At 73.0% G+C, this 20843-nt stretch carries 20 protein-coding genes; 8 read left to right on the forward strand and 12 right to left on the reverse strand.

Going from position 1 to position 20843, the window contains the following annotated elements; translation table 11 throughout:
• Window positions 1-15: 15 nt before the first annotated feature.
• A complete protein-coding gene (locus tag ACE101_RS02745) occupies window positions 16-993 on the forward strand; it encodes an acyltransferase family protein (RefSeq protein ID WP_379126006.1) in 978 nt (325 codons plus the stop codon).
• A gap of 308 nt (window positions 994-1301) precedes the next feature.
• On the opposite strand, the gene ACE101_RS02750 is transcribed toward ACE101_RS02745, so the two are convergent.
• The 5 genes from ACE101_RS02750 to ACE101_RS02770 form a co-directional block, all read right to left on the reverse strand.
• The gene (locus ACE101_RS02750; protein WP_379126007.1) at window positions 1302-2252 is read right to left on the reverse strand and encodes a hypothetical protein; all 951 of its coding nucleotides are present in this window, start codon (window positions 2250-2252) and stop codon (window positions 1302-1304) included.
• The gene (locus ACE101_RS02755; RefSeq protein WP_379126008.1) at window positions 2222-2659 is read right to left on the reverse strand and encodes a PRC-barrel domain-containing protein; all 438 of its coding nucleotides are present in this window, start codon (window positions 2657-2659) and stop codon (window positions 2222-2224) included. Before ACE101_RS02755 ends, ACE101_RS02750 begins: the two co-directional genes overlap by 31 nt.
• Before the next feature lie 138 nt (window positions 2660-2797).
• The gene (locus tag ACE101_RS02760) at window positions 2798-3271 is read right to left on the reverse strand and encodes a DUF2721 domain-containing protein (protein WP_379126009.1); all 474 of its coding nucleotides are present in this window, start codon (window positions 3269-3271) and stop codon (window positions 2798-2800) included.
• Between the two features lie 51 nt (window positions 3272-3322).
• The gene (locus ACE101_RS02765) at window positions 3323-4444 is read right to left on the reverse strand and encodes an MFS transporter (protein WP_379126010.1); all 1122 of its coding nucleotides are present in this window, start codon (window positions 4442-4444) and stop codon (window positions 3323-3325) included.
• Window positions 4445-4495: 51 nt separating this feature from the next.
• The gene (locus tag ACE101_RS02770) at window positions 4496-4621 is read right to left on the reverse strand and encodes a hypothetical protein (protein ID WP_379126011.1); all 126 of its coding nucleotides are present in this window, start codon (window positions 4619-4621) and stop codon (window positions 4496-4498) included.
• A gap of 139 nt (window positions 4622-4760) precedes the next feature.
• On the opposite strand from ACE101_RS02770, the gene ACE101_RS02775 reads away from it, so the two are divergent.
• Together ACE101_RS02775 and ACE101_RS02780 are read left to right on the forward strand one after the other, a co-directional pair.
• Window positions 4761-5774 (forward strand): aldo/keto reductase, encoded by a 1014-nt coding sequence (locus ACE101_RS02775; RefSeq protein WP_379126012.1) that lies wholly within the window; start codon window positions 4761-4763, stop codon window positions 5772-5774.
• A gap of 168 nt (window positions 5775-5942) precedes the next feature.
• Complete coding sequence (locus ACE101_RS02780; protein WP_379126013.1) at window positions 5943-6290, forward strand: SWIB/MDM2 domain-containing protein; 348 nt, start codon at window positions 5943-5945, stop codon at window positions 6288-6290.
• A gap of 387 nt (window positions 6291-6677) precedes the next feature.
• Here ACE101_RS02780 and ACE101_RS02785 read toward each other — a convergent pair whose 3' ends face one another.
• The 4 genes from ACE101_RS02785 to ACE101_RS02800 form a co-directional block, all read right to left on the reverse strand.
• Window positions 6678-8249, reverse strand: coding sequence for a porin (locus ACE101_RS02785; RefSeq protein WP_379126014.1), 1572 nt, complete (start codon window positions 8247-8249; stop codon window positions 6678-6680).
• An 813-nt stretch (window positions 8250-9062) separates the two neighbouring features.
• The gene (locus ACE101_RS02790; RefSeq protein ID WP_379126015.1) at window positions 9063-9860 is read right to left on the reverse strand and encodes an SDR family NAD(P)-dependent oxidoreductase; all 798 of its coding nucleotides are present in this window, start codon (window positions 9858-9860) and stop codon (window positions 9063-9065) included.
• Between the two features lie 181 nt (window positions 9861-10041).
• Window positions 10042-11409 (reverse strand): MFS transporter, encoded by a 1368-nt coding sequence (locus ACE101_RS02795; RefSeq protein ID WP_379126016.1) that lies wholly within the window; start codon window positions 11407-11409, stop codon window positions 10042-10044.
• A gap of 30 nt (window positions 11410-11439) precedes the next feature.
• On the reverse strand, window positions 11440-12573 hold the full coding sequence (locus ACE101_RS02800; RefSeq protein WP_379126017.1) for a D-alanine--D-alanine ligase family protein: 1134 nt from the start codon (window positions 12571-12573) through the stop codon (window positions 11440-11442).
• Between the two features lie 357 nt (window positions 12574-12930).
• Here ACE101_RS02800 and ACE101_RS02805 point away from each other — a divergent pair, with 357 nt between their 5' ends.
• Window positions 12931-13542: an adenylate/guanylate cyclase domain-containing protein gene (locus ACE101_RS02805; protein WP_379126018.1), complete on the forward strand. Its 612-nt coding sequence runs from the start codon at window positions 12931-12933 to the stop codon at window positions 13540-13542.
• A 67-nt stretch (window positions 13543-13609) separates the two neighbouring features.
• Window positions 13610-14656, forward strand: a complete 1047-nt coding sequence (locus ACE101_RS02810) for an HD-GYP domain-containing protein (protein ID WP_379126019.1) — start codon at window positions 13610-13612, stop codon at window positions 14654-14656.
• 680 nt (window positions 14657-15336) lie between these two features.
• On the opposite strand, the gene ACE101_RS02815 is transcribed toward ACE101_RS02810, so the two are convergent.
• Window positions 15337-15618 (reverse strand): hypothetical protein, encoded by a 282-nt coding sequence (locus ACE101_RS02815; protein ID WP_379126020.1) that lies wholly within the window; start codon window positions 15616-15618, stop codon window positions 15337-15339.
• A gap of 309 nt (window positions 15619-15927) precedes the next feature.
• Between ACE101_RS02815 and ACE101_RS02820 the strand changes: the two genes are divergently transcribed.
• Window positions 15928-17367, forward strand: a complete 1440-nt coding sequence (locus ACE101_RS02820) for a phospholipase D-like domain-containing protein (RefSeq protein WP_379126021.1) — start codon at window positions 15928-15930, stop codon at window positions 17365-17367.
• Between the two features lie 125 nt (window positions 17368-17492).
• Window positions 17493-18218 carry a class I SAM-dependent methyltransferase gene (locus ACE101_RS02825; RefSeq protein WP_379126022.1) on the forward strand — a complete coding sequence of 242 codons (726 nt, stop codon included), beginning with the start codon at window positions 17493-17495 and terminating at the stop codon, window positions 18216-18218.
• Here ACE101_RS02825 and ACE101_RS02830 read toward each other — a convergent pair.
• Window positions 18190-19188, reverse strand: a complete 999-nt coding sequence (locus ACE101_RS02830) for a lysylphosphatidylglycerol synthase domain-containing protein (protein WP_379126023.1) — start codon at window positions 19186-19188, stop codon at window positions 18190-18192. The genes ACE101_RS02825 and ACE101_RS02830 overlap by 29 nt on opposite strands.
• On the reverse strand, window positions 19188-19964 hold the full coding sequence (locus tag ACE101_RS02835; RefSeq protein WP_379126024.1) for an endonuclease/exonuclease/phosphatase family protein: 777 nt from the start codon (window positions 19962-19964) through the stop codon (window positions 19188-19190). The genes ACE101_RS02830 and ACE101_RS02835 overlap by 1 nt, the downstream gene beginning before the upstream one ends.
• A 112-nt stretch (window positions 19965-20076) precedes the next feature.
• Between ACE101_RS02835 and ACE101_RS02840 the strand changes: the two genes are divergently transcribed.
• Window positions 20077-20838, forward strand: a complete 762-nt coding sequence (locus ACE101_RS02840) for an SDR family NAD(P)-dependent oxidoreductase (protein ID WP_379126025.1) — start codon at window positions 20077-20079, stop codon at window positions 20836-20838.
• Window positions 20839-20843: the final 5 nt, after the last annotated feature.

Here is a 20843-nt window from a genome sequence, read left to right on the forward strand (position 1 = left end):
GAGGGGGCGGCCAGCATGGCAGGGACGAGCGACCGCATCGAGGGGCTCGACGGTCTGCGGGCCATCGCGGCGATCCTCGTCTTCCTCGAACACCGCGTCCCCGGCTCGGCCCTTCACCTCGGCGGCTACGGGGTGCGCCTGTTCTTCGTGCTGAGCGGCTACCTCATCGTCGGCGGCTTGGCGCGGGAGATGGCATCCGCGCCGCCGGGCCGGGCGGGCGCCCTGCGGGTGCTGCGCGGCTTCGCCGTCCGGCGGATGCTGCGGATCCTCCCGCTCTCCTTCGCGGTTCTCGGCGGGGCGGCCTGCCTCGCGGCGAGCGGATCGATCGGTCCGGCGGCCGCGGCCGAACTGCCCTGGCACGCTCTCTTCCTGACCAACGTCTATGCCGGCCGGGTGATCGGGGACTGGCCGCCGCTCCTCGGGCATTTCTGGTCGCTGGCGGTGGAGGAGCAGTTCTACCTGCTGGCGGCGCCGGCCATCGTCCTCGTCGCCCCCGGGCGCGCCGCCATGGTCTGCGCGGCGCTGATCCTCGCGGCGGCGCTCCAGTTCCTGCGCCTCGCGATGCAGGGCGCCGGCCCGATCCTGCTGATCACGGATTCGCTGGTCAATTTCGGCATGATCGCCCTCGGCGGCCTGATGGCGACGACCCGGCCGCGCTGGGAGGCCGGCGCCCGGCGCATCGGCCCCTCCACGCTGCTGATCGTCTATCTCGCCACGCCCCTGCTGCTCGCGGTCCTCCGGGCGGGCCTCGTCGCGGAGCAGCTGTCGGTCCTGCTCGCGGCAGCCCTGATCGCCGCGGTCGTCGCCGGCCGGACGGCCCCCGGGCGGGCTGCCTTCAGGCACCCTCCCTGGCGGATCTCGGGCGCATCAGCTACGGATTCTACATCCTGCACGACCTCGTCACGGCCAAGAGCGTCGCCCGCCTCACGGGCGGCCTCGTCGATCTCGACGCCTACCCGGCTCCGGCCCGGATCTGGATCCTGTTCGCCCTGACCTGCGCCGCCGCGAAGCTCTCCTGGCTGCTGATCGAGCGGCCGATGCTGGGCCTGAAGGACGGGCCCGCCGCGCCCGCACGGGGACGGGCCGCCGTGTCCGGCTAGAGCGTTGTCCGACGAAGTGGATCCCGGTTCGGCGCAGACAATGCGGCAACGTCAAAGACCGAGTGCCGCGCGATCGGGCGCTGCCCTCGGCGGTCCTCATACGGTTTCCGGATGATCGCTTCGCGATGCGGAAACCGGCCTCGCTCAGGCGCCGCGCGAGCTCGTGATACGGTTTCCGAAAGTGATCTTCCGGAAACCGTATCACTCGGTCACCCGCTCCCCGGCCTCCTCCCGCTGCGCCCGCGTCGCCCGGGCGCGCTCGGTCTCGCGCAGGCGGCGGCGCCGAGTCTCGAGGCCGTCCCGGGTCGGCGGCCACCAGCCGCGGCGCACGTCGTCCGGCCGCGCGGCGGGCGTGACCTCCGCCAATTCGCGGAAGTCCGGCATCCGCCACCAGCCCCACACCATCGTCCGGCCCGGGGTGACGGGCGCCACCGCCTGCGGCAGGTCCTCCGGGGCGACCGGCGCGGTGTCGAGGGCCTCGAACACCACCACGCCGAATCCTGCGGTCTCGACCGGTGCGCCGAGGGGCGGCAGATCGTCCGCCGGGACGGGGTAGCGGCGCCGCCGCCGCTCGCCCGCGGCCTCCCGGTCCCCGGGCGCCGCGCGGCGGGCGCGCTTGGCCTCCGGCGCATTGCGGATGGCGGCGGCCTCGATCACCGGCCAGACCGCCTTCAGCGCCTCGTAGGAGCGCCAGGGCACCCGCCACGCCCGGATTCCCGGATCCCAATGGGCGGAGGCCAAGCCCCGCAGCGTCTCCACCACGGTGCGCGAATAGGGCGTGCGGATGATCAGGCTCTCGGGGGCGGGGTCGAGATAGGGACTCGTCAGCGGCTCGAACGCGTAGGCGTCGCGGCCCTTGGCGTCGCCATGCGCGTCGAGGGCCGAGAGTTCCTGCCCGATCCAGGCATCGACCCGCCGCTCGGCGGTGGTGCCCGGCACGAACCAGCGCCGCGAGGCCCGCCGGAACTTCGCGGTCGGGAAGCTCTCGCGGAACCGCGCGATCCGCGTGCGGTCGAAGGGCATCGCCACCAGCACGCCCGGCCGCTTGCCCGTGCCGGGCGCGACGGCGAACCCCGCCCCGCGGGGCACCTCGCCCTCGGGCGCGCCCGCCTCCATGACCGTCAGGCCGCCGGCACGCGGCGCGAGCCCCAATGCGCGTCCACCTGCTCCCCGAAGGCCGGGTCCGCGAAGGGATCCTCGTCCGCTCCCTGCCGCGGCGCGCCCGCGAGGCTGTCCGCATCGATGTCGATCACGTAGCCGCCGAGGGCGACGTCGTAGGTGAGCGCCCGCCAGGGCACCGGATGGTAGCTCTCGCCCAGGCCGAGGAAGCCCCCGAAGGACAGGACCGCGTAGGCGACCTGCCCCGAGACCTTGTCGACCATGAAGTTGTAGATCGTGCCGAGGCTCTCGCCCTGCCGGTCGTAGACGGCGGTGCCCTCCACCTTGTTGGAGGCGATCAGGCGGCGCGTCTCGTCGAGGGCGACGCCCTCGGCGGTGGGATCGAGTTCCATCGAGCCCGGCGCGCGGATGCTGCGTTCGGTCGGCAGTTCGGTCGGCATGGCGGTCTCCCGAGCAGGTTCCGGACAGGGGCGTCGCGGCGGCCCGGCGAGGCGCCGGCCTGCCGGCGCGAGAGCCCCCGCGCGCGCGCCCCGTGTCCGAGGGGAACCGGACCGCGCGGATCGGGTTCCGGGCCGCCCTCAGCGCGCCTCCGTGCGCGTCTCGGCGCGCGTCTCCGCATCCGCCGCCTGGGTCGAGGCCGCGAGCCGCACGTCCCGGCTCGCCAGCGTCATCTCGACGGCGAACACGCTGAGGGCGAGGAGCGTGAACACGATCGCGGCGCCGAACAGGAAGAACAGCACGCTCGCCACCCCGGTGTCGCGCAGCGCCCCCACGAACAGGGTCAGCACCGCGCCGCAGGTCGCCACCCCGCCGAGCGCCGCCAGCACCACCGCCGCGTCGAGGGCGAGGCTGCGCCGCCGCAGGTCCGTGAGCCGCGCGAGCTCGTCCGGCTTGCCCGAGACCTTCTCGACCTGATCGGCGATGCGCGCGTGCCGCGTCGAGAACACGTTGAGCAGGGTCGCAAGGCCGCTGAGCAGGAAGACCGGCGTCAGCGCGAGCTGGATGATGTGGACGGTGGAATCGAGGGCGGTGAGGTCGGTGGGGATGGGCATGGAGCGGGTCCGCGCGGCAGGACAGGCCCATCCCCTCCGCGCGGGCCGGGGTCAAGCCCGCCGCTGCCGCAGGGTTCCGGCGAGCGGCACGGCGAGGGCGGCGAGCAGCGCCATCGCCCAGAAGGCCCGCGGCCCCGCCCAGCCGTAGAGCGGGCCGGAGGCCAGCGTCGCCAGCGTGGTGGCGAGCCCGAGGCCGAGCGTGCCGTAGAGCGTCTGCGCGGTGGCCGCGAGCGTCGGCGGCACGCTCGCGAGCAGCACCCGCATGCAGGCGAGGTGCAGGAGCGCGAAGGTGAGCCCGTGCAGCGCCTGGATCGCCGCCAGGGCCTGGAGCGCCGTCGTCTCGGCCTCGACCGCCCAGCGGAAGGAGGCCGCCGCCGCCGCGAGCATCAGCGCCCGGGCCGGCCCGAGCCGGTCGAGGAGGGGCGGGCCGGCCAGGGTGAAGACCAGCACCTCGGCGGCCACGGACTCGGCCCAGAGCAGGCTGATCGTGCCGGGGCCGATCCCGGCCGCCTGCCAGCGGATCACCGCGAAGGCGTCGTGCATCGCGTGGCTGCCGATCACCAGGGCGGCGACGAGGACGAGGCGCCGGAACACGGGCGAGCGCAGGATCAGGCCGGGCGGTGCGGAGGGCCCCGCCCGCGTCGCGCCGGCGGGAAGGCGCAGGGCGCCGAGCGCCATCAGCCCGAAGAAGGCGCCGCCGACGACGAGGAGGGCGGGCCGGCCGAACCCGGCCATGAGCGCGCCCGCGAGCAGCGTGCCGCCGATGAAGGCCGCCGAGCCCGTTCCCCGCACGAGGCCGTAGGAGAAGCGCCCCGCCGCGGCGGCCGGGAGCGCCAGCGCGTCGGTGAGGGGCGCGAGCGGCGCGGTCGCCGCCGCATGCGCCACCCCGGCGAGGAGGAGCGCCGCGAAGCCGTGGCCGAGACAATAGGCGAGCGCCGTGGCGGCGGAGAGGAGGGCGCAAAGGGCGAGGACCCCGCGCGCGGCCCCGAGCCGGTCGGCGAGCCGCCCGGCCAGCGGCCCGGCCGCGAGGCGGATGCCCTGGCCGGCCGCGAGGACGAGCGCGATCGCGTCGGGCGCGAGGCCGCGCTCGGCGAGGAAGGCGGGGAGGTAGGGCGTCGTGACGCCGTACCCGGCATAGAGCGCCGCGGCGACGAGGAGGAACCGCGTCAGCATCGCGGGGGCGGGATCACGACCCAGGGGCGGCGCCCCTGGGATCCCTGCCGGTCAGAGGAAGCCCGGCTCGTGCGGGCCCTCCCCGGCGGCGGGGGCTTCGGACGAGACCGCGGCCCCGAGGCCGAGGACGAGGGCGCCGGCGGCGCCGAAGGCGAGGGTGATGGCGGCGAGGAACATGGCCGGAGCTTCGCGGCGGCGTGCTTAACGGGGGATTGCCGAACAGGGTGAATGAGGGGAAAACCCCGGCATCCACACTGCGACGGGATGCGCCCCCGGGCGCGTCACGGATCCGCCACCATCGGAGGACAGCCACGCGATGGAGTACCGCACGCTCGGCCGATCCGGTCTCAAGGTCTCCCCCCTCTGCCTCGGCACCATGATGTTCGGCGGCCAGACCGAGGAGGCGGAGGCCGCCCGCATCATCGCGGATGCCCGCGACAGGGGCCTCAACTTCATCGACACGGCCGACGTCTACAACGACGGGCGCTCCGAGGAGGTGGTGGGCCGCGCCATCGCGGCCGAGCGCGGCGCCTGGGTGCTCGCCACCAAGGTGGCGAACCCGACCGGGCCGGGACCGAACGACCGCGGCCTCTCGCGCGCCCACGTCATCCGCGCCTGCGAGGCGAGCCTGAAGCGCCTCGGCACGGACCACATCGACCTCTACTACCTGCACCGCGAGGACCACGGCACCCCCCTGGAGGAGACCGTGCGGGCGATGGGCGACCTGATCCGGGCCGGCAAGGTGCGCTACTTCGCGGTGTCGAACCACCGGGCGTGGCGCGTCGCCGAGATCTGCCGGATCTGCGACGATCTCGGCCTCGACCGGCCGGCGGCGAGCCAGCCCTACTACAACGCCCTCAACCGCATGCCCGAGGTGGAGCACCTGCCGGCCTGCGCGCATTTCGGCCTCGGCGTCGTGCCCTATTCCCCGCTCGCCCGCGGCGTGCTGACGGCGAAGTACGATCCCGACGCCCCGCCCCCCGAGGGCAGCCGCGCCGGCCGCGGCGACAGCCGCATGATGCAGACCGAGTGGCGGCCCGAGAGCCTGCGCATCGCCCGCGAGATCCGGGCCCATGCGGAGCGCGGCGGCGCCTCGCCGGTCGATTTCGCGGTGGCCTGGGTGCTCAACAACCGCGCGGTGACCTCCGTGATCGCCGGCCCCCGCACCTTCGCCCAGTGGGAATCCTACGCGGGCGCGCTCGCCTACCGCTTCACGCCCGCGGACGAGGCCCTGGTGGACCGCCTCGTGCCGGCCGGGCATCCTTCCACACCCGGCTACACCGACCCGGCCTATCCCCTCGAAGGGCGCACGACCTGGATCGGGGCGTGACGGCGGTCCTCTTGAGCTTTCGTTTACGCGTTCGGGTGTGGATGATCTGGCCGGACCCACGATTTTCCACTTGGAACGTGGTCGGCACGGCTTAGTTGTTGACGCTATGTGCCCGGCAGGGCCGAATGTTCGGCTTCATGGGCCCTGAGGGAAGACCGGAGGAGACCGATGGCAACCAAGACGACGAAGAAAGAGGCTCCGAAGGCCGAGGCGGCCGAGGCCGAGAAGCCCGCAGCCAAGGGCAAGAAGGTGGCGGCGCCCAAGAGCGGCGACAAGCCGAACGCCCTGCAGAAGCCCCTCCAGCCGTCGCCGGAACTCGGCGCGATCGTCGGCACCAAGCCGATCCCGCGCGGCGAGGTGGTGAGCAAGGTGTGGGAGTACATCCGCAGCAACTCGCTCCAGAACCCCGAGAACAAGCGCGAGATCCTCGCCGATGAGAAGCTGAAGAAGGTCTTCGGCAAGGACAAGGCGACGATGTTCGAGATGAACAAGTACCTCGCCCAGCACCTCAAGTAGGGTCTGCCGGGAGCGCCGCTGCGCTCCCTCGACGGCGCCGGAGCCGGTCCGGCCCGGGGCTGCCTCTGCGCCGCGATTCGGCGCGTGCGGCCGCGGGACCGGCGCGCCCGAAGACCCGTCCTCGCCGAGAGGCATCGGCGACGCGCGGCGGGCCCGATGCCCGCGCGGTCCCGGCCGGCGGCCGGATCCGGCCCGGTCGTCGGTTGCGGATGCGCGGCCATCCGCGGATGGGCGGAACCCGTGCCCCTCCGCGCGGCGCCCGCCGCAGGAGGGATCCCGTCCTCCGGCCGAGGAGCCGGCCATCGTAGCCAGACCAAAAGGAAAGGGCCCCGATGGGATCGGGGCCCTCCGTCGAGGCTCGTTCGGCCTCGGCTCTCGTTCGACGACTTAGAAGTCGCGCTGCACGCGCATGCGGACCTGGAACGTGTCGGTGGCGTTCACGGTCGGCAGCGTCGCCAGCGTCGCCGCGGAGGCCGTCGACAGGTTCACGCCCTGGACCTTGTTCGGGTCGAGCACGCGGCCGCTGTTGAGCGCCTGCCGGGTGTAGAGACCCTCGACACCGATATCGAGGTCCCGCACCGGCGACCAGATCAGGCTCGCGCCCGCAACGATCTGGTTGGTGTCGCGCAGCACCGGGCTCAGCGCGAAGGCCGCGAGGCCCGCCGTCGCCGTCACCGGGTTGACGAGACCGCCCACGTTCAGGAGCGCGCTGTTGGTGCGGGCGGTCTTGTTGAAGCTGCTCTCGCCGTAGCTGCCGAAGAAGGCCGACCGCCATTCCGGAGCCCAGTAGTGCAGGTAGGCGGCGGTGACCGTGAAGCTCTTCGAGAGTTCGAGCTTGCCGGAGACCGGGTTGAGGATCGCGTCCGAGTACCAGCCCGTGATGGTGCCGCTGATCGGGCTCCCGGACTGCGACCAGCTGCCGTTGTACGAGGAGGCACCGGTGTAGAGGTTGGTGCCCTCGCCGTAGGCGCCCTGGAGGTAGAGGGCGTCGCCGGCCGCGATGAAGGGCAGGTTGACCTTCACGCCGCCCTGCACGGCCCAGCCGTACTCGCTCGGCGGACGGGCGACGGTGAGGGTGTTGGTGGCGAAGGCGCCGACGTTCAGCTCGTGGACGGCGGCCGAGATCTGGGCCGAGCCCCAGGCGGCGTCGTAGCGCAGAGCGCCGACGAAGTCGGGCAGGCGCGAACGCTGGATCACGTCGACGTTGGCGAAGCCGTTGCCGACGAGGACCGGCGCGAGGTTGGTCGGGGCGATGTAGCCCGCGGACGCCGTGGTGGTGCCGCCGTTGCCGAAGATCGGGGTCTTGCGGAAGATCGGATCTTCCATCGAGATCGTGGCCGAGAAGCCCTGGCCGAACGTCGCCGTGTAGGCGAGCAGGTTCGTGGACGCGACGTCCGAGCCCGTGGTCAGGCCCATCATCTCGAAGTCGTGGGCGTAGAAGTCGAAGAACGAGGCCGCGCGACCGGCGGTGAGGCCGGCGAACTGGATGAAGGCCTTGTCGACGTTCACGTATTGCTGGGCGCGGCCCGCCGTGTCGATGCCGGTCGCCGCGAAGGCGTTGGCGGCGCGCTGCTGGGTGCCCGAGGTCATGAAGCCGCCGGTACGGCTGGCAAGCTCGAAGCGGACGAAGGCGCGCAGGGTGCCGTAGCCGGTCGACGTGCGGGCGTCGAGGTTGAGACGGCCGAGGCCGCGATAGCCGGTCAGATCGCCCGACGAGCGCAGCATCGGCTGCGTGTAGGTCGCCTCGAAGCGGGCGCGGCCGCCGACGCGCAGGCAGGTATCGGTGCCCGGGATGTAGAAGAAGCCGGCGCCGTGGGTTGAGCAGATGCGAACGTATTCGACCGGCACTGCCTTCTTGACCGGCAGATCGGCCGCCTGCGCCCCAGCCACGACCGTCAGACCGGCCGCAGACCCGAGGAGCACGCGCTTGACGCCCTGACGGGCGCGTGACGAAGCCATGCCGAACCGTGAATCATCGTCTTTCAGGAACCAGCGCACATTCCCCTCCGGAAGCAGTTGGCTCAACCACAAGTCGAGCAAAATTAACCCTGCGTCATCTGATTAGAATGGAACCGGAAAGCTGTATAGACGTTACGCCACGTTGCTCAGAGTAAAGACGGCGGTGTGTCTTTCGCGCACCATATGGAACCAGCTAGGCCATAGGAATTAGGCCCGGTCTCGGGAGGTCGGGATCTGTGCTGCCGAATGCCTGCGGCGGGGAGAGCGCATCTCCGGAACGGAGGGTCGTCCCGGCGGATGCGAGAGACCGGCCGCCGGATCGGCGATCATGTAACGGACTGCTGGTAACGGGCTGCTGGTGACGTCCGGCGCGACAGGGAGAGCACGGAATGCGCTTCAATCCACAGAGGGCGCCGGCCAAAAAAAGATCCGCCCCGCAGGGCGGATCGAAGTCACTTTGGAGTGACGCTGAGTTAACGACCAAACCTTACGGCAGGAAACTCCTCCGAACGGGATAACCCGAACGGGCGATGCCGGAGGAGGGTTCATGAGACCCGGGCGCGAAGCGCTCGAAGCACAACCTCTCGAAGCACAACCTCTCGGGCCTGCCTTGTGCCACAGGGTACAAGGAAGGGTCGCTCCGCCAAGCCGCGCACAGGCCTCCTCATACGGCTTCCGGTTGATCGCTTGGCGATTGCTGCGCCATCGCGCCGCGATGCGGAAACCGGCTTCGCCCAAGCGTGCGCGGAACCGTGCTCCGCGCCGCGCGGGCTGCTGATTGGGGGTTCCGGACGTGATCGTCCGAAAACCGCATCACACGATCGCGCGGACCACCCCGCCATCGACCCGCAGCGCCGCGCCGCTCGTGGCGCTCGCCGCCGGAGTGCACAGATAGGCGACGAGGTTCGCGACCTCCTCGGGGGTGGCGAGCCGCCCGAGGAGCGAGGTCGGCCGGTGCTCCTTGATGAAGGCGCGGCCCATGGCGTCGAGGTCGGGATCGGCGACGCCCTCCGCCATCTGCTGCATGAAGGCGGCGACGCCCTCCGAGAGGGTCGGGCCGGGCAGGACCGAATTCACGGTCACGCCGGTGCCCGCGACGGTCTCGGCGAGGCCCCGGGCGACGGCGAGCTGGGCGGTCTTGGTCATCCCGTAATGGACCATCTCCACCGGGATCTGCAGGCCCGATTCGCTGGAGATGAACACCACCCGGCCCCAGCCCCGCGCCGTCATCCCGGGCGTGTAGAGCCGCGACAGGCGCACGCCGCTGAGCACGTTCACCTCGAAGAAGCGCCGCCAATCCTCGTCCGGGATCTCGAAGAAGGGCTTCGGCTCGAAGATCCCGGTGTTGTTGACCAGGATGTCGACCTCCGGCAGGGCGGCCCGGAGCGCCTCGGCCCCCTCCGCCGTCGCCACGTCGCCGGGCGCGGCCACGAACCGGCCCTTGGGTGCCGCGTGGGCGAGGGCGGTGACGGCCGCCTCCACCCGCTCCGCCGTGCGGCCGTTGACCGCCACGGTGGCGCCGAGATCGCCGAGCGCCTTGGCGATGGCGTAGCCGATGCCCGCGGTCGAGCCCGTGACGAGGGCGCGCCGGCCCGTCAGATCGATGTCCATGCTGGCCTCCATCGATGGTGTCCGGCGCCTGAGATGGGCACGGACGGGCGGACGTCCAGGGCGGGGCCGCGACACCGGTCGCGCGCCATCATCCCGGGAGGGCGGGCCGGCCGCAGCCCTCGGCTCCCGATGTGACGCGCTTCCTTTTGCCGAACCGGGATCCACTCCGGCGGGAGGCGCACTACCGCCGCAGCGCGCTCGTCACCGCGCCGGTCAGCGAGAGGCCGGCGGCGAGCCACAGCACCGTCACGGTGCCGGTGGTGTGCAGGAGGCCGAAGATCACCGCGACCATCGCGGCCCCGAGGGACTGCCCGACGAGCCGTGCCGTCGATTGCATGCCGCTCGCCCCGCCGCTGCGCTCCCGCGGCGCGCTGGTGATGATCACCCGGTTGTTGGGCGACTGGAACAGCCCGAAGCCGAGCCCGCACAGGGTGAGCCGCCAGACGATGTCCAGCGTCCCCGGATTCGCCGGCAGGCTCGCCACCAGGGCGAGGCCGGCCGCCAGCCCCAGCATGCCGAGCCCGCCGAGGCGGCCCGGCGCGAGCCGGTCCGAGAGCCGCCCGGCCACGGGGGCGATCACCGCGATGGCGATCGGCCAGGGGGTCATCAGCAGCCCGGTCTCGCTGCTCGTGCGGTGCATCACGTCCTGGAAGTAGAAGGGCAGGGCCACGTAGGCCATCATCTGAGCCGAGAAGGCGCAGACCGAACTCGCCATCGACAGGGCGAAGACCGGGATGCGCAGGAGGTCGACCGGCAGGAGCGGCGCGGGCAGCTTCACCTGGTACCAGACGAAGGCCGTGCCCACGACGAGGGCGCCCGCGAGCAGCAGCAGCGCCCACCCGGTTCCCGCGGGATCGCCGAGCCCGTCCACCCCGGTGATCAGGAGGCCGAAGAACAGCGCGTTGAGGAGTGCGCTCAGGGCGTCGAAGTGCCCGCCGCTGCGCGGCGTCGCCGGCAGGGTGCGCAGGGCCACGGCGAGCGCGAGGAGCCCGAGCGGGATGTTGACGAGGAACAGCCAGGGCCAGCGCGCCACCGACAGGACCGCGCCCGCCACGGTCGGCCCCGCCGCGGAGGCGACCGCGACCACCAGGGCCACGGTGCCGACGCCCCGCCCGATCAGCTTCGCCGGATAGATGAAGCGCACGAGCGCGATGTTGACGCTCATGATCCCGGCCGCACCCAGCCCCTGGACGACGCGCGCCGCGATCAGCAGGGGCAGCGTCGGCGCCAGCGCGCAGCCGAGCGAGGCGAGCGTGAACAGGGCGAGCCCGAAGGCGTAGACCCGCTTGTAGCCGAGGATGTCGCCGAGGGAGGCCAGCGGCAGCAGGGCCGCCGTCACGGCGAGCTGGTAGGCGTTCGTCACGAAGATCGCGGCGCCGGGGCTCACCGCGAGGTCGCGGGCCATCACCGGCAGCGCCACGTTCACGATGGCCCCGTCCAGCACCGCCATGGTCATGGCGATGCCGATCGCCGCCATGGCCCAGAGCCGCTCGATCACCGGAAGGCCGTCCGCCGCCTCCGCGGGCGCCGGCCCGGCCGCTCCCGTCATCCGCTTCGCTCCCGATCCACCGGGAGCCCCCTACCGCATCGGCGCGCCGGCCGCATCCGGCCCGGAACGCGGGGCTGCCCGGCCCGTGGCGACCGCCCGCGCATGGCGGGCGAGCGCGTGGGCGACGAGCGCGTCGAGCAGCGCCCGCGGCCCGAGCCCGGCCGCGTCCCACAGCTTCGGGTACATGCTGATCGCCGTGAAGCCCGGCAGGGTGTTGACCTCGTTGACGAAGATCCCCTCCGGATCGGCGGGGTCGAGGAACAGGTCGACCCGTGCGAGCCCCGCACAGGCGAGCGCCGCGAAGGCGCGGGCGGCGAGATCCGCCATCCTCTCGGCCAGGGCGGGTTCGAGGGCGGCCGGGATCAGCAGGGCCGCTCCGTCCGGATCCACGTACTTGGCGTCGTAGCCGTAGAAGCCGTGCGCGGCGGCGGGGGCGATCTCGCCCGGCGGCGAGACCCGGACCTCGCCCTCGGGCGTCTCCAGCACGGCGTACTCGATCTCGCGGGCCCGCGGCACCGCCCGCTCGATCAGGATCTTCGCGTCGTAGCCGAAGGCGTGGGCCAGGGCCTGGTCGAACTGCGCCGCGTCGGTCACCCGCGACACGCCCACCGACGAGCCCATGTTGGCGGGCTTCACGAACAGGACCGGGCTCTCCAGCGTCGCGGCCGCCTCCGCGTAGGAGACCGGCCGCCCGGCGGTCGCGGCGACGAAGGGCACGATCGGCAGGCCGGCATCGCGCATCAGGCGCTTGGCCACGTCCTTGTCCATGGCGGTGGCCGAGCCGATGACGCCCGAGCCCACATAGGGCACGCCCGCGAGGTCGAGGGCGCCCTGCACGGTCCCGTCCTCGCCGTTGGGGCCGTGCAGCACCGGCACCACCACGTCGAAGGGCTCCGAGACGGCGGGCGGGTCCGACAGGATGGCGAGCCGGCCGCCGCCGCCCGGCAGGAAGGCGACGAGGGGCCCCTCCGCCGTCATCGCCGGGGCCTCGCCCGCCGCGAGCGGCGGGCACAGCCGCCACGTCCCGGTCTCCTTGTCGATGGCGATCGGCGTCACCGCATAGCGGTCCGGGTCGAGGGCCCGGGCGACGTTGCCGGCCGAGAGGATCGAGACCTCGTGCTCCGCCGAGCGCCCCCCGAACAGCAGCGCCACTCTCTTTCGCATCGCCCGCATCCTCGTGCTTCGATCGTGGCCCAGCATAGGTCCGGTGCCGCCGCCCACCAACCGCGGGCTTCGGAATGCCTCGGGTGTGCCGGCGCACCGCCTGCGGGCCCCGGGGTGTTCTTGGGCTTCCGGCCTGCGCGAAGCTTGCATCGACGGGAGCACTGGCACCATCCTGCCGCGCAGTGCGTCGAGGATCGCTCCTCCAGATGAGCACGACCGAACCCTGCCTGATCGGCGTCCTGTTCTGCGACGTTGCCGGGAGCACGCGGCTCGACCGCGACCCTGGGGACGACGCGGCCCTGCGCATCGTGGAGGCCCGCCTCGGCATCGCCGCCGAAGACGATCGGCGACGAGTTCATGGCCGTGTTCCCGGAGGTCTGCGCCATGTGCGACGCCGCCGCGGCGGCGTCGCGGCGCTTCGAGGACGAGGCCATCGGCCGGATCCGGGGGCGGCTGCAACTGCGGATCGGCTTCCATTTCGGGCCGGCGGTGCAGGCCAACGACGATTGCTTCGGCACCACCGTCAACATGGCCGCCCGGATGGTGGCGCTGGCCAAGGGCGGCCAGATCATCACCACCGGCATCCTGGCGGACGGCCTGCCGCCCGCGCGGCGGGCCGCGACCCGGGTGCTCGTCGACGTCTATGCGAAGGGGGCGGACGACGACACGCGGGTGGCGGAGCTGCTCCGGCACCTCGCCGAGAACCAGACGGCGGTCTTCTCCTTCCTGTCCGTGGCGGAGCTGAACCGGCTGCCGGCAGCGACCTGCGCATCCCATCGCGCTGCGCGTCGAGCCTCGAGAGGCCGGCCGGGCAGGTGTCCCCGAGCGCGCGGGGGGCCTGACGCAAGGCCCAGCCCCCGTCGGGGCCGGCGCGCATCGCTCTCAACCGCTGGCCGCGAACGGATCAACTGCGCGAGATGCCCCGGGTCGTGCGGGGAAGACTACCGGCGGACTTGGCGGGTCGCGTAAGCGATTCCTTCGGAACTCGCCGTGTATCTGACCCCACGCAACCGCAAACCCGTCAGGAGCGCCGTCGATGGGGGGGACCATCGTGCTCGTCACCGACCGGCCCGACCGCAGCGCGGCGCTCGCCGCGGCCCTGCGGGAGGTCGGCCCGTGCGAGGTGGTGGGCACCGAAGAGAGCTGGACGAGCGGCGGCTTCCTGCTCGGGGTGGTCTCCGACCTCACCCTGACGCGCCCCGAGGCCGCCGGCTGCCTGCGCCGGCTGGAGCGGCGCTATCGCGGCCAGGCCCTGCCGGTCATCGGGCTGCTGCGGCGGGCGAGCACCGAGTCCCTGCGCCTCGCCAAGACCCTCGGCGCCACCGTGTGCCTGCCGGCCTACGTGCCCCCCGAGACGGTGGCGACCGCCCTCGTCAACCAGATCGAGAACACCGTGCCGGTGGGGGAGCGGGCGGTGGTGCACGGCGTCGCCCGGGCCGGCGAGGCGCTGGCCTCCCTGCTCGACGAGGCGCGCGCCGGCAGCCAGATCCGCATGGAGACCGTGGAGGCGGGGCTCGCCCCGATCCTGACGGCCGTGCAGGAGGGCGGCCTCGCGCGCTGGCTCGACACCGTCTGGTCGCACGACGACGCCACCTACCAGCACTGCTTGCTGGTGGCCGGCCTCGCGGCCCAGTTCGCCCTGCACCTGCGCTTCCGGTGGGACGACCAGCAGCGCTTCGTGCGCGCGGCCCTGGTCCACGACGTCGGCAAGGCCCGCATCCCGCTGCCGATCCTCAACAAGCCCGGCCGCCTCGATCCCGACGAGACCGCGGTGATGCGCACCCACGCGGCGCTCGGCTACGAGATCCTGCGGGCGGGCGGCGAGTGCGATGCCTTCACCCTCGACGTGGTGCGCCACCATCACGAGATGATCGACGGCTCGGGCTATCCCGATGGCCTGTCGGGGGATGCCGTGAGCGATCCGGTCCGCCTCCTCACCATCTGCGACATCTACGCGGCCCTCACCGAGCGCCGGGCCTACAAGACGCCGATGCGGATGGCCGACGCCATGGCGGTCCTGCAGGGCATGGACGGGAAGCTCGAAGCCGGTCTGGTCCAGTCCTTCGGCCGCGCCCTCGCCTGAGCCTGCCGCTTCGTGCCGAGGGCAGAGATTCCGCGCAGGGAACAGTGCGGCCGGGAATCGGGCGGACGAATCGCCGATCCGCGCGGGCAGATCGCGTACGGCCCGAGACGTTGCGCCATGCCGGCGGGACATCCCGGGACTTTCCGTTGATGACGCCCTGCGATGGGCTTGAGGGCGATGATTTTCCGAGAGGAGGTCTGTGATCTTGCAGCAACGGGCCGGTCCGGCGTGGCGTATCCGCCGGTGCAGCAATGGACGGCACTCGGGCTGAACCTCGCTTCGACACCACCCAGCTCGCGCGCAACGACAACGATTCGACCGGCAGCGTCGCGCTGGCCGTCGCGGGCAACGTCTTCGGCACCCCCTATTCCGACCTCGGCCGCGAACCTCGTCGGCGTCGGCTACGGCGAGACGTACAAGGATGCGGGGCACCCGCTCGCCGTCGCCAACCGCCGCGTCACGACGGTGAACATCTCGGGCGCGAAGTCGGCCTCGCGCTCCTGACCGGGCCGGTCGCGGTTTTGGCACGCGTGACGAAAGATCAAAGACTGAGCAGTGCCTCTTCGGGGTGCCGCCTGGCCGCCGCGGGCGTGGGGTCATGCTGATGGCCTGCCGGTCGGGCCCGCGCGCGACGGCCGGGGGCCATCCCCGGCCGTGCAGCTTTCCGGTCGTCTCCGAGGTCAGCGGCCGGGAGTCGGATCGGTGGGCTTCGGTGCCGTGCGCGGATCGCCGCCCGGCATGGTGCCGGCTCCCGTGCCGGTCACGGTGCCGGTCGCGGCCGGGCCCGCTCCGGTCGGGGCGACGGCGTCGCGCTCCGGCATGCCCTTCTCGGCGTTGCTCTTGACGCTGCCCGGATTGTTCATGTTGCGCTCGGCGCTGCCCGGGGCCGTGGTCTGGGCCACGGCCGCGCCGCCCAGGGCCACCATCATCGCGCCCGCGAGCATCATCGGCTTCGTCCGCATGGTCGATCCTTTCAAGTCGCTTCGGGACATTCCAACGTCGTGCGCGCCACAAGGTTCGGGCGTATTGGAATTTTCTGCGATGACCGTCGGGTTTGTTCTTGAACAGGCGGGCGCGGCCGCGGCAGATGTGTCGGATCGACTGAAGCTTTGCAGGGAAAGGCGAAGCCGGTCGTGTGGCGCGGATCCCGCCGCCGGCGCCTGCAACGCTCCGGCCGCTCACGGGTTCTCGATGGGGATGCGGCGCCGGCGGCGAGACGGCCGCGGGCACCCCTGGTCGGGTCAAGGAGATCGGCGGTCGTTCGGATGAGGATGGATCTTGCGCTCGCGGAGGCCGCACCGGCCGCTCTGACATCGACCCCGGCCGAACACGCCCTGTTCGAACCCGGCCGCAATTGCTGGCGGGTCGCGCGGGCGCACCGCGCCGCCCTGCTCGTGGACGCAGCGGCCTATTTCGCGGCCCTCGACAAGGCGCTGCGGGAGGCGCGGCGCAGCATCACCATCATCGGATGGGATTTCGACGGGCGCATCCGCCTGCGGGAGGACGATCCCGCCGCGCCGCCGCTCGGTCCCTTCCTGCGCGACCTCGTGGAGGCGCGGCCCGGGCTGGAGCTGCGCATCCTGATCTGGAGCGTCGGCACGCTGCACGGTCCGGGCGCGGCGCTGCCGCTGCTGTTCGGGGCGGAGTGGCAGCGCCATCCCCGCATCCGGGTGAAGCTCGACACGCGCCATCCCCTCTACGCCGCCCACCACCAGAAGATCGTCTGCATCGACGACGCAATCGCCTTCGTGGGCGGCATCGATCTCACGATCCAGCGCTGGGACACGCCCGGGCACCCGGCCGAGGATCCGCGCCGGGTCGATGCGGACGGCGCGCCCTACGGGCCGGTGCACGACACCCATATGGCCGTGGACGGGGAGGCGGCCCGCGCGGTGGGGGACCTCGTGCGGGGGCGCTGGCGCGACGCGACCGGCGAGGCGTGGGAGGCAGCGGCCGGAGAGCCGATCTGGCCCGGGGATCTCGCGCCGGACTTCACCGACGTGCCGGTCGCCATCGCCCGCACCATGCCGGTCCTGGAGGGCCGGCCTTCCGTCGAGGAGGCCGCGGCGCTCACCGCCGACATGCTGCGGAGCGCGCGCCGCCACATCTACATCGAGGCGCAGTACCTCACCGCCCGCTTCGTGGAGGAGGCGCTCGCCGCGCAGCTCGACCCGCCGGACGGCCCCGACATCGTCGTGGTGCTCACCCGGCGCTCGCACAGCCTCACCGAGCGCGTCGCCATGGGCGCGCCGCGCGACCGCATCATCCGGCGCCTGCGGGCGGCGGACCGGCACGGCCGCTTCTTCGTCGCCTACCCGGTCGTGCCGGGGCCGGACGGCGAGTGCCAGGTGCTCGTCCACTCGAAGCTCGTGGTGGTGGACGACACCGCCCTGCGGGTCGGCTCGTCGAATCTCAACAACCGCTCGGTGGCGCTCGACACCGAGTGCGACCTCGCCATCGAGGGCCGCGACCCGCAGACCCGCCGCACCATCGCGGCCCTGCGCGACCGGCTCCTCGCCGAGCATCTGGGCGCCGCCCCGGAGGCGGTGACCGCGGCGATCCGGGAGGAGGGCTCGCTGGTGCGGGCGGTGGCGCGGCTCAACGGCGGCCCGCGCGGCCTGCGGGTCTTCGACGTCCCGCCCGAGGACGGCCTCATCGACCCGCTGCTGGGCGGGGATCTGCTCGACCCGGAGCGGCCGTTCGGGAGCTGAGGCGGGGACGATGCGTTCCGCTCGCCTCACCTCCGGCCTCGCGGCCGGGGAGAGGATGGACCGGACGGGCATCGCCCTCTATCCAGGCCGCCCTCTGCCTGCCGCCCTCTGCCCGGAGCTCCCGCATGACATCCTCCGCCCCGAACGGCTGGGACGGCTCGGCCGCGGCGTGGCTCGCCGAGCAGGGCGAGGCGGGCGATTTCGGCCGCCGCTGCGTGCTCGACGGCCCGATGCTGGCGCGCCTGCGCGGGCGAGGCTTCCGCGCCGCCCTCGACATCGGCTGCGGCGAGGGCCGCTTCTGCCGGCTGATGCGGGCGGAGGGCATCCGGGCGGTGGGCATCGATCCGACCGAGACGCTGCTCGCGGAGGCGCGCCGGCGGGATCCCGGCGGCGATTACCGGATCGGCCGCGCCGAGGATCTCGACGTCCCGGCCGGATCCTTCGACCTCGTCGTGAGCTACCTGACGCTGATCGACATCGCCGATCTGGCGGGAGCCATCGCGGCGATGGTGGCGGCCCTGCGGCCGGGCGGCACGCTGCTGATCGCCAACCTGACGAGCTTCAACACGGCGGGCCAGCCGGACGGCTGGGTGCCGGACGGCGACGGTGTACCCCGCTTCCGCATCGATCACTATCAGGAGGAGCGCAGCTACTGGGCGGAATGGCGCGGGATCCGCATCGTGAACTGGCACCGGCCGCTCGGCACCTATCTGGGGCTGCTGCTCGGCCACGGCCTGATCCTGCGCCACTTCTCCGAGCCGGTGCCGGAGGCGGGCGATCCGCGGCGGATCGCGCTGCATCGCCGCGTGCCCTTCTTCCACGTCATGGAGTGGGAGAAGCCGCCGGGCTGACCGTCCGCGGCCCGCCGCGCGCATCCTCGCGGCGAAACACCACCTCCGCCCCGGCGAAGACCAGGAGCCCCAGGGCCAGCGGCACCAGGAAGTAGACGAAGCGGAAGGCGAGCAGCGGACCGATCACGTCGGTCTTCGGCAGCAGGTGCACCACCACGCTCTCGATCACGCCCACGCCCCCCGGCACGTTGGTGACGAGCACCGCGGCATTCGCGATCACGAAGACCGAGGCGACGCCGAGATAGGCCACGTCCGCCACCGCCGCCAGCACCTGATGCAGGCAGGCCGAGACGAGGGCGAAGTTGACCGAGCCCACCGCCACCTGGGCGAGGGCGAGGGGCCAGGGCGGCAGCGCGATCGACCAGCGCCGGAAGCGCAGCGGCCGGCGCCGGACGGCCGAGGCCGCGAGATAGAGCCCGACCCCCGCGAGGCAGGAGAGCGCCACCGCGATCACCGCGCCGCGCCCGAGGCCCGTGATGTCCTGGGCGAGGCGGGGTTGCAGCAGGAGGGCGCCCGCTCCCAGCGCCATCAGCCCGAGCGCCACCGTGAGGCCGCAGAACACGACCATCTTGGCGCTCTCGGCCAGGCTCAGGCCGTGGCGGGAGTAGAAGCGGTAGCGGATCGCGCCGCTGCTCAGGCCCGACAGGCCGATGCTGTGGCCGACCCCGAGCGCCACGAAGGCGGCGACGACCACGGTGCGGTAGGGTAGGGGGCGCCCGATGGCGCGCAGAGCCAGCCAGTCGCCCAGCGTGAGGCAGAGGTAGCTGCCGGCCGCGAAGGCGCCCGCCACGAGGAGGCGGGTGTTCGGGATCGCCTCCACCGCGGCGGCGAGGTCCGCATAGCTGTAGCCGCTCAACGTGCGGTAGAGCAGGTAGGCGCCGAGCGCGACGCTGAGCACCGTGGTCGCGAGGGTCCAGACGCGGCGGCGCTCCGCGCGCTCCGCCGGGGCGGCCGATGCGCTCGCCGCCATCACGCCGCTCCCGCCGTTTCGCCGCGATGCGCCGCGCCCCGCGCATCCGCGACCTCCAGCTCGACGAGGAGCGGCAGGTGGTCGGAGGCGACGCGCGCGAGGGGGCTGCGCACCACCTCCACCCGGCGCACCGCGACCCCCTCGCTGACGAAGACGTGGTCCAGCCGCAGCAGCGGCCAGCCGGAGGGGAAGGTGCGCTGGCGGCGCGGCATGCCGGGGGCCTTCTGCACGTCCCTGAGGCGCCGGGCGAGGTGCCGGTAGGCGGCGGAATGCGGCACGGCGTTGAGGTCGCCCACCAGCACCACGGGGGCGCGGCAGGCGGGATCGTCGAGGAAGCGGGGGCCGAGCAGGGCCTCCGCCTGCCGGGCGCGCTCGCGGCGGCGCAGGCCGAGATGGGTGGCGATCACCTGAAACTCCGTGTCCCCCGCCGTGACCGCGGCCCAGAGCGCGCCGCGCGGTTCCAGATGCGGGCGCCCGGCCAGGCCCGGCAGCGCCTCCGCCCGCACGAGGCGCGAGGGCAGGGCCGTCAGGATGGCGTTGCCGTATTCCTCCTCCATCACCCGTAGGGCCGCGTGGAAATGCGCCCGCATGCCGAGATGCTGCGCGATGGCGTGGGCCTGATCGATCATGCCGGAGCGCAGCCGGCCGACGTCGAGTTCCTGCAGGGCGACCACGTCGGGCCGGCAGGCGGCGAGCACCTCGGCGATGCGGGCGGGCGAGAGCCGCCCGTCGGTGCCGAGGCAGCGGCGCACATTGTAGGTGATGAGGCGAAGCACCCGTTCGGAATCCCGGAATTCGAGCCTTCTCAACGGCGAAGCCGCGGCCATGGTTCACGGGCCGCCGCCTCCTCTGCTAAGCCGGCGGGAGAACAGAGACAGGGAGGCCGGCGTGAAGGTTCAGGGCATCGCGGCGATCGTCACCGGGGGCGGATCGGGCCTGGGCGCGGCGACGGGCCGCGCGCTCGCCGCGGCGGGCGCGAAGGTCGCGCTCCTCGACCTCAACGAGGAGGCCGCCCGCGCGGTGGCGCAGGAGACGGGCGGGCTCGGCCTCGCCTGCGACGTGGCGGATGCGCGCAGCGCCGAGGCCGCCATCGCGCGCGCCGCCGCGGCGCACGGCCCCGCCCGGATCCTCGTCAACTGCGCCGGGATCGTGAGCGGCGCACGCATCGTCGGCCGCTCCGGCCCGGCCGACCTCGACGCCTTCGCCAAGGTGATCCAGGTCAACCTGATCGGCAGCTTCAACCTGATGCGGCTCGTGGCGGCGGGCGCGCTCGGCCTCGACCCGCTGGAGGGGGGCGAGCGCGGCGTCGTCGTCTCGACGGCCTCGGTCGCGGCCTACGAGGGCCAGATCGGGCAGGCGGCCTACGCCTCCTCGAAGGCCGGGATCGTCGGCCTGACCCTGCCGGCCGCGCGCGAATTCGCCCCCGCCGGCATCCGGGTCTGCGCCATCGCCCCGGGCCTGTTCGAGACGCCGATGATGCAGGGCCTGCCCCGGGAGGTGCAGGACAGCCTGGGCGCCGCCGTCCCCTTCCCCCCGCGGCTCGGCCGGCCGGAGGAATACGCCCGGCTCGTCCTGGCGATCATCGACAACCCGATGCTGAACGGCGAGGTGATCCGGCTCGACGGCGCCCTGCGCATGCAGGCCCGCTGACGTCC

The sequence above is a fragment of the Methylobacterium carpenticola genome (genome assembly GCF_042748905.1).
GTDB classification, from domain to species: domain Bacteria; phylum Pseudomonadota; class Alphaproteobacteria; order Rhizobiales; family Beijerinckiaceae; genus Methylobacterium; species Methylobacterium carpenticola.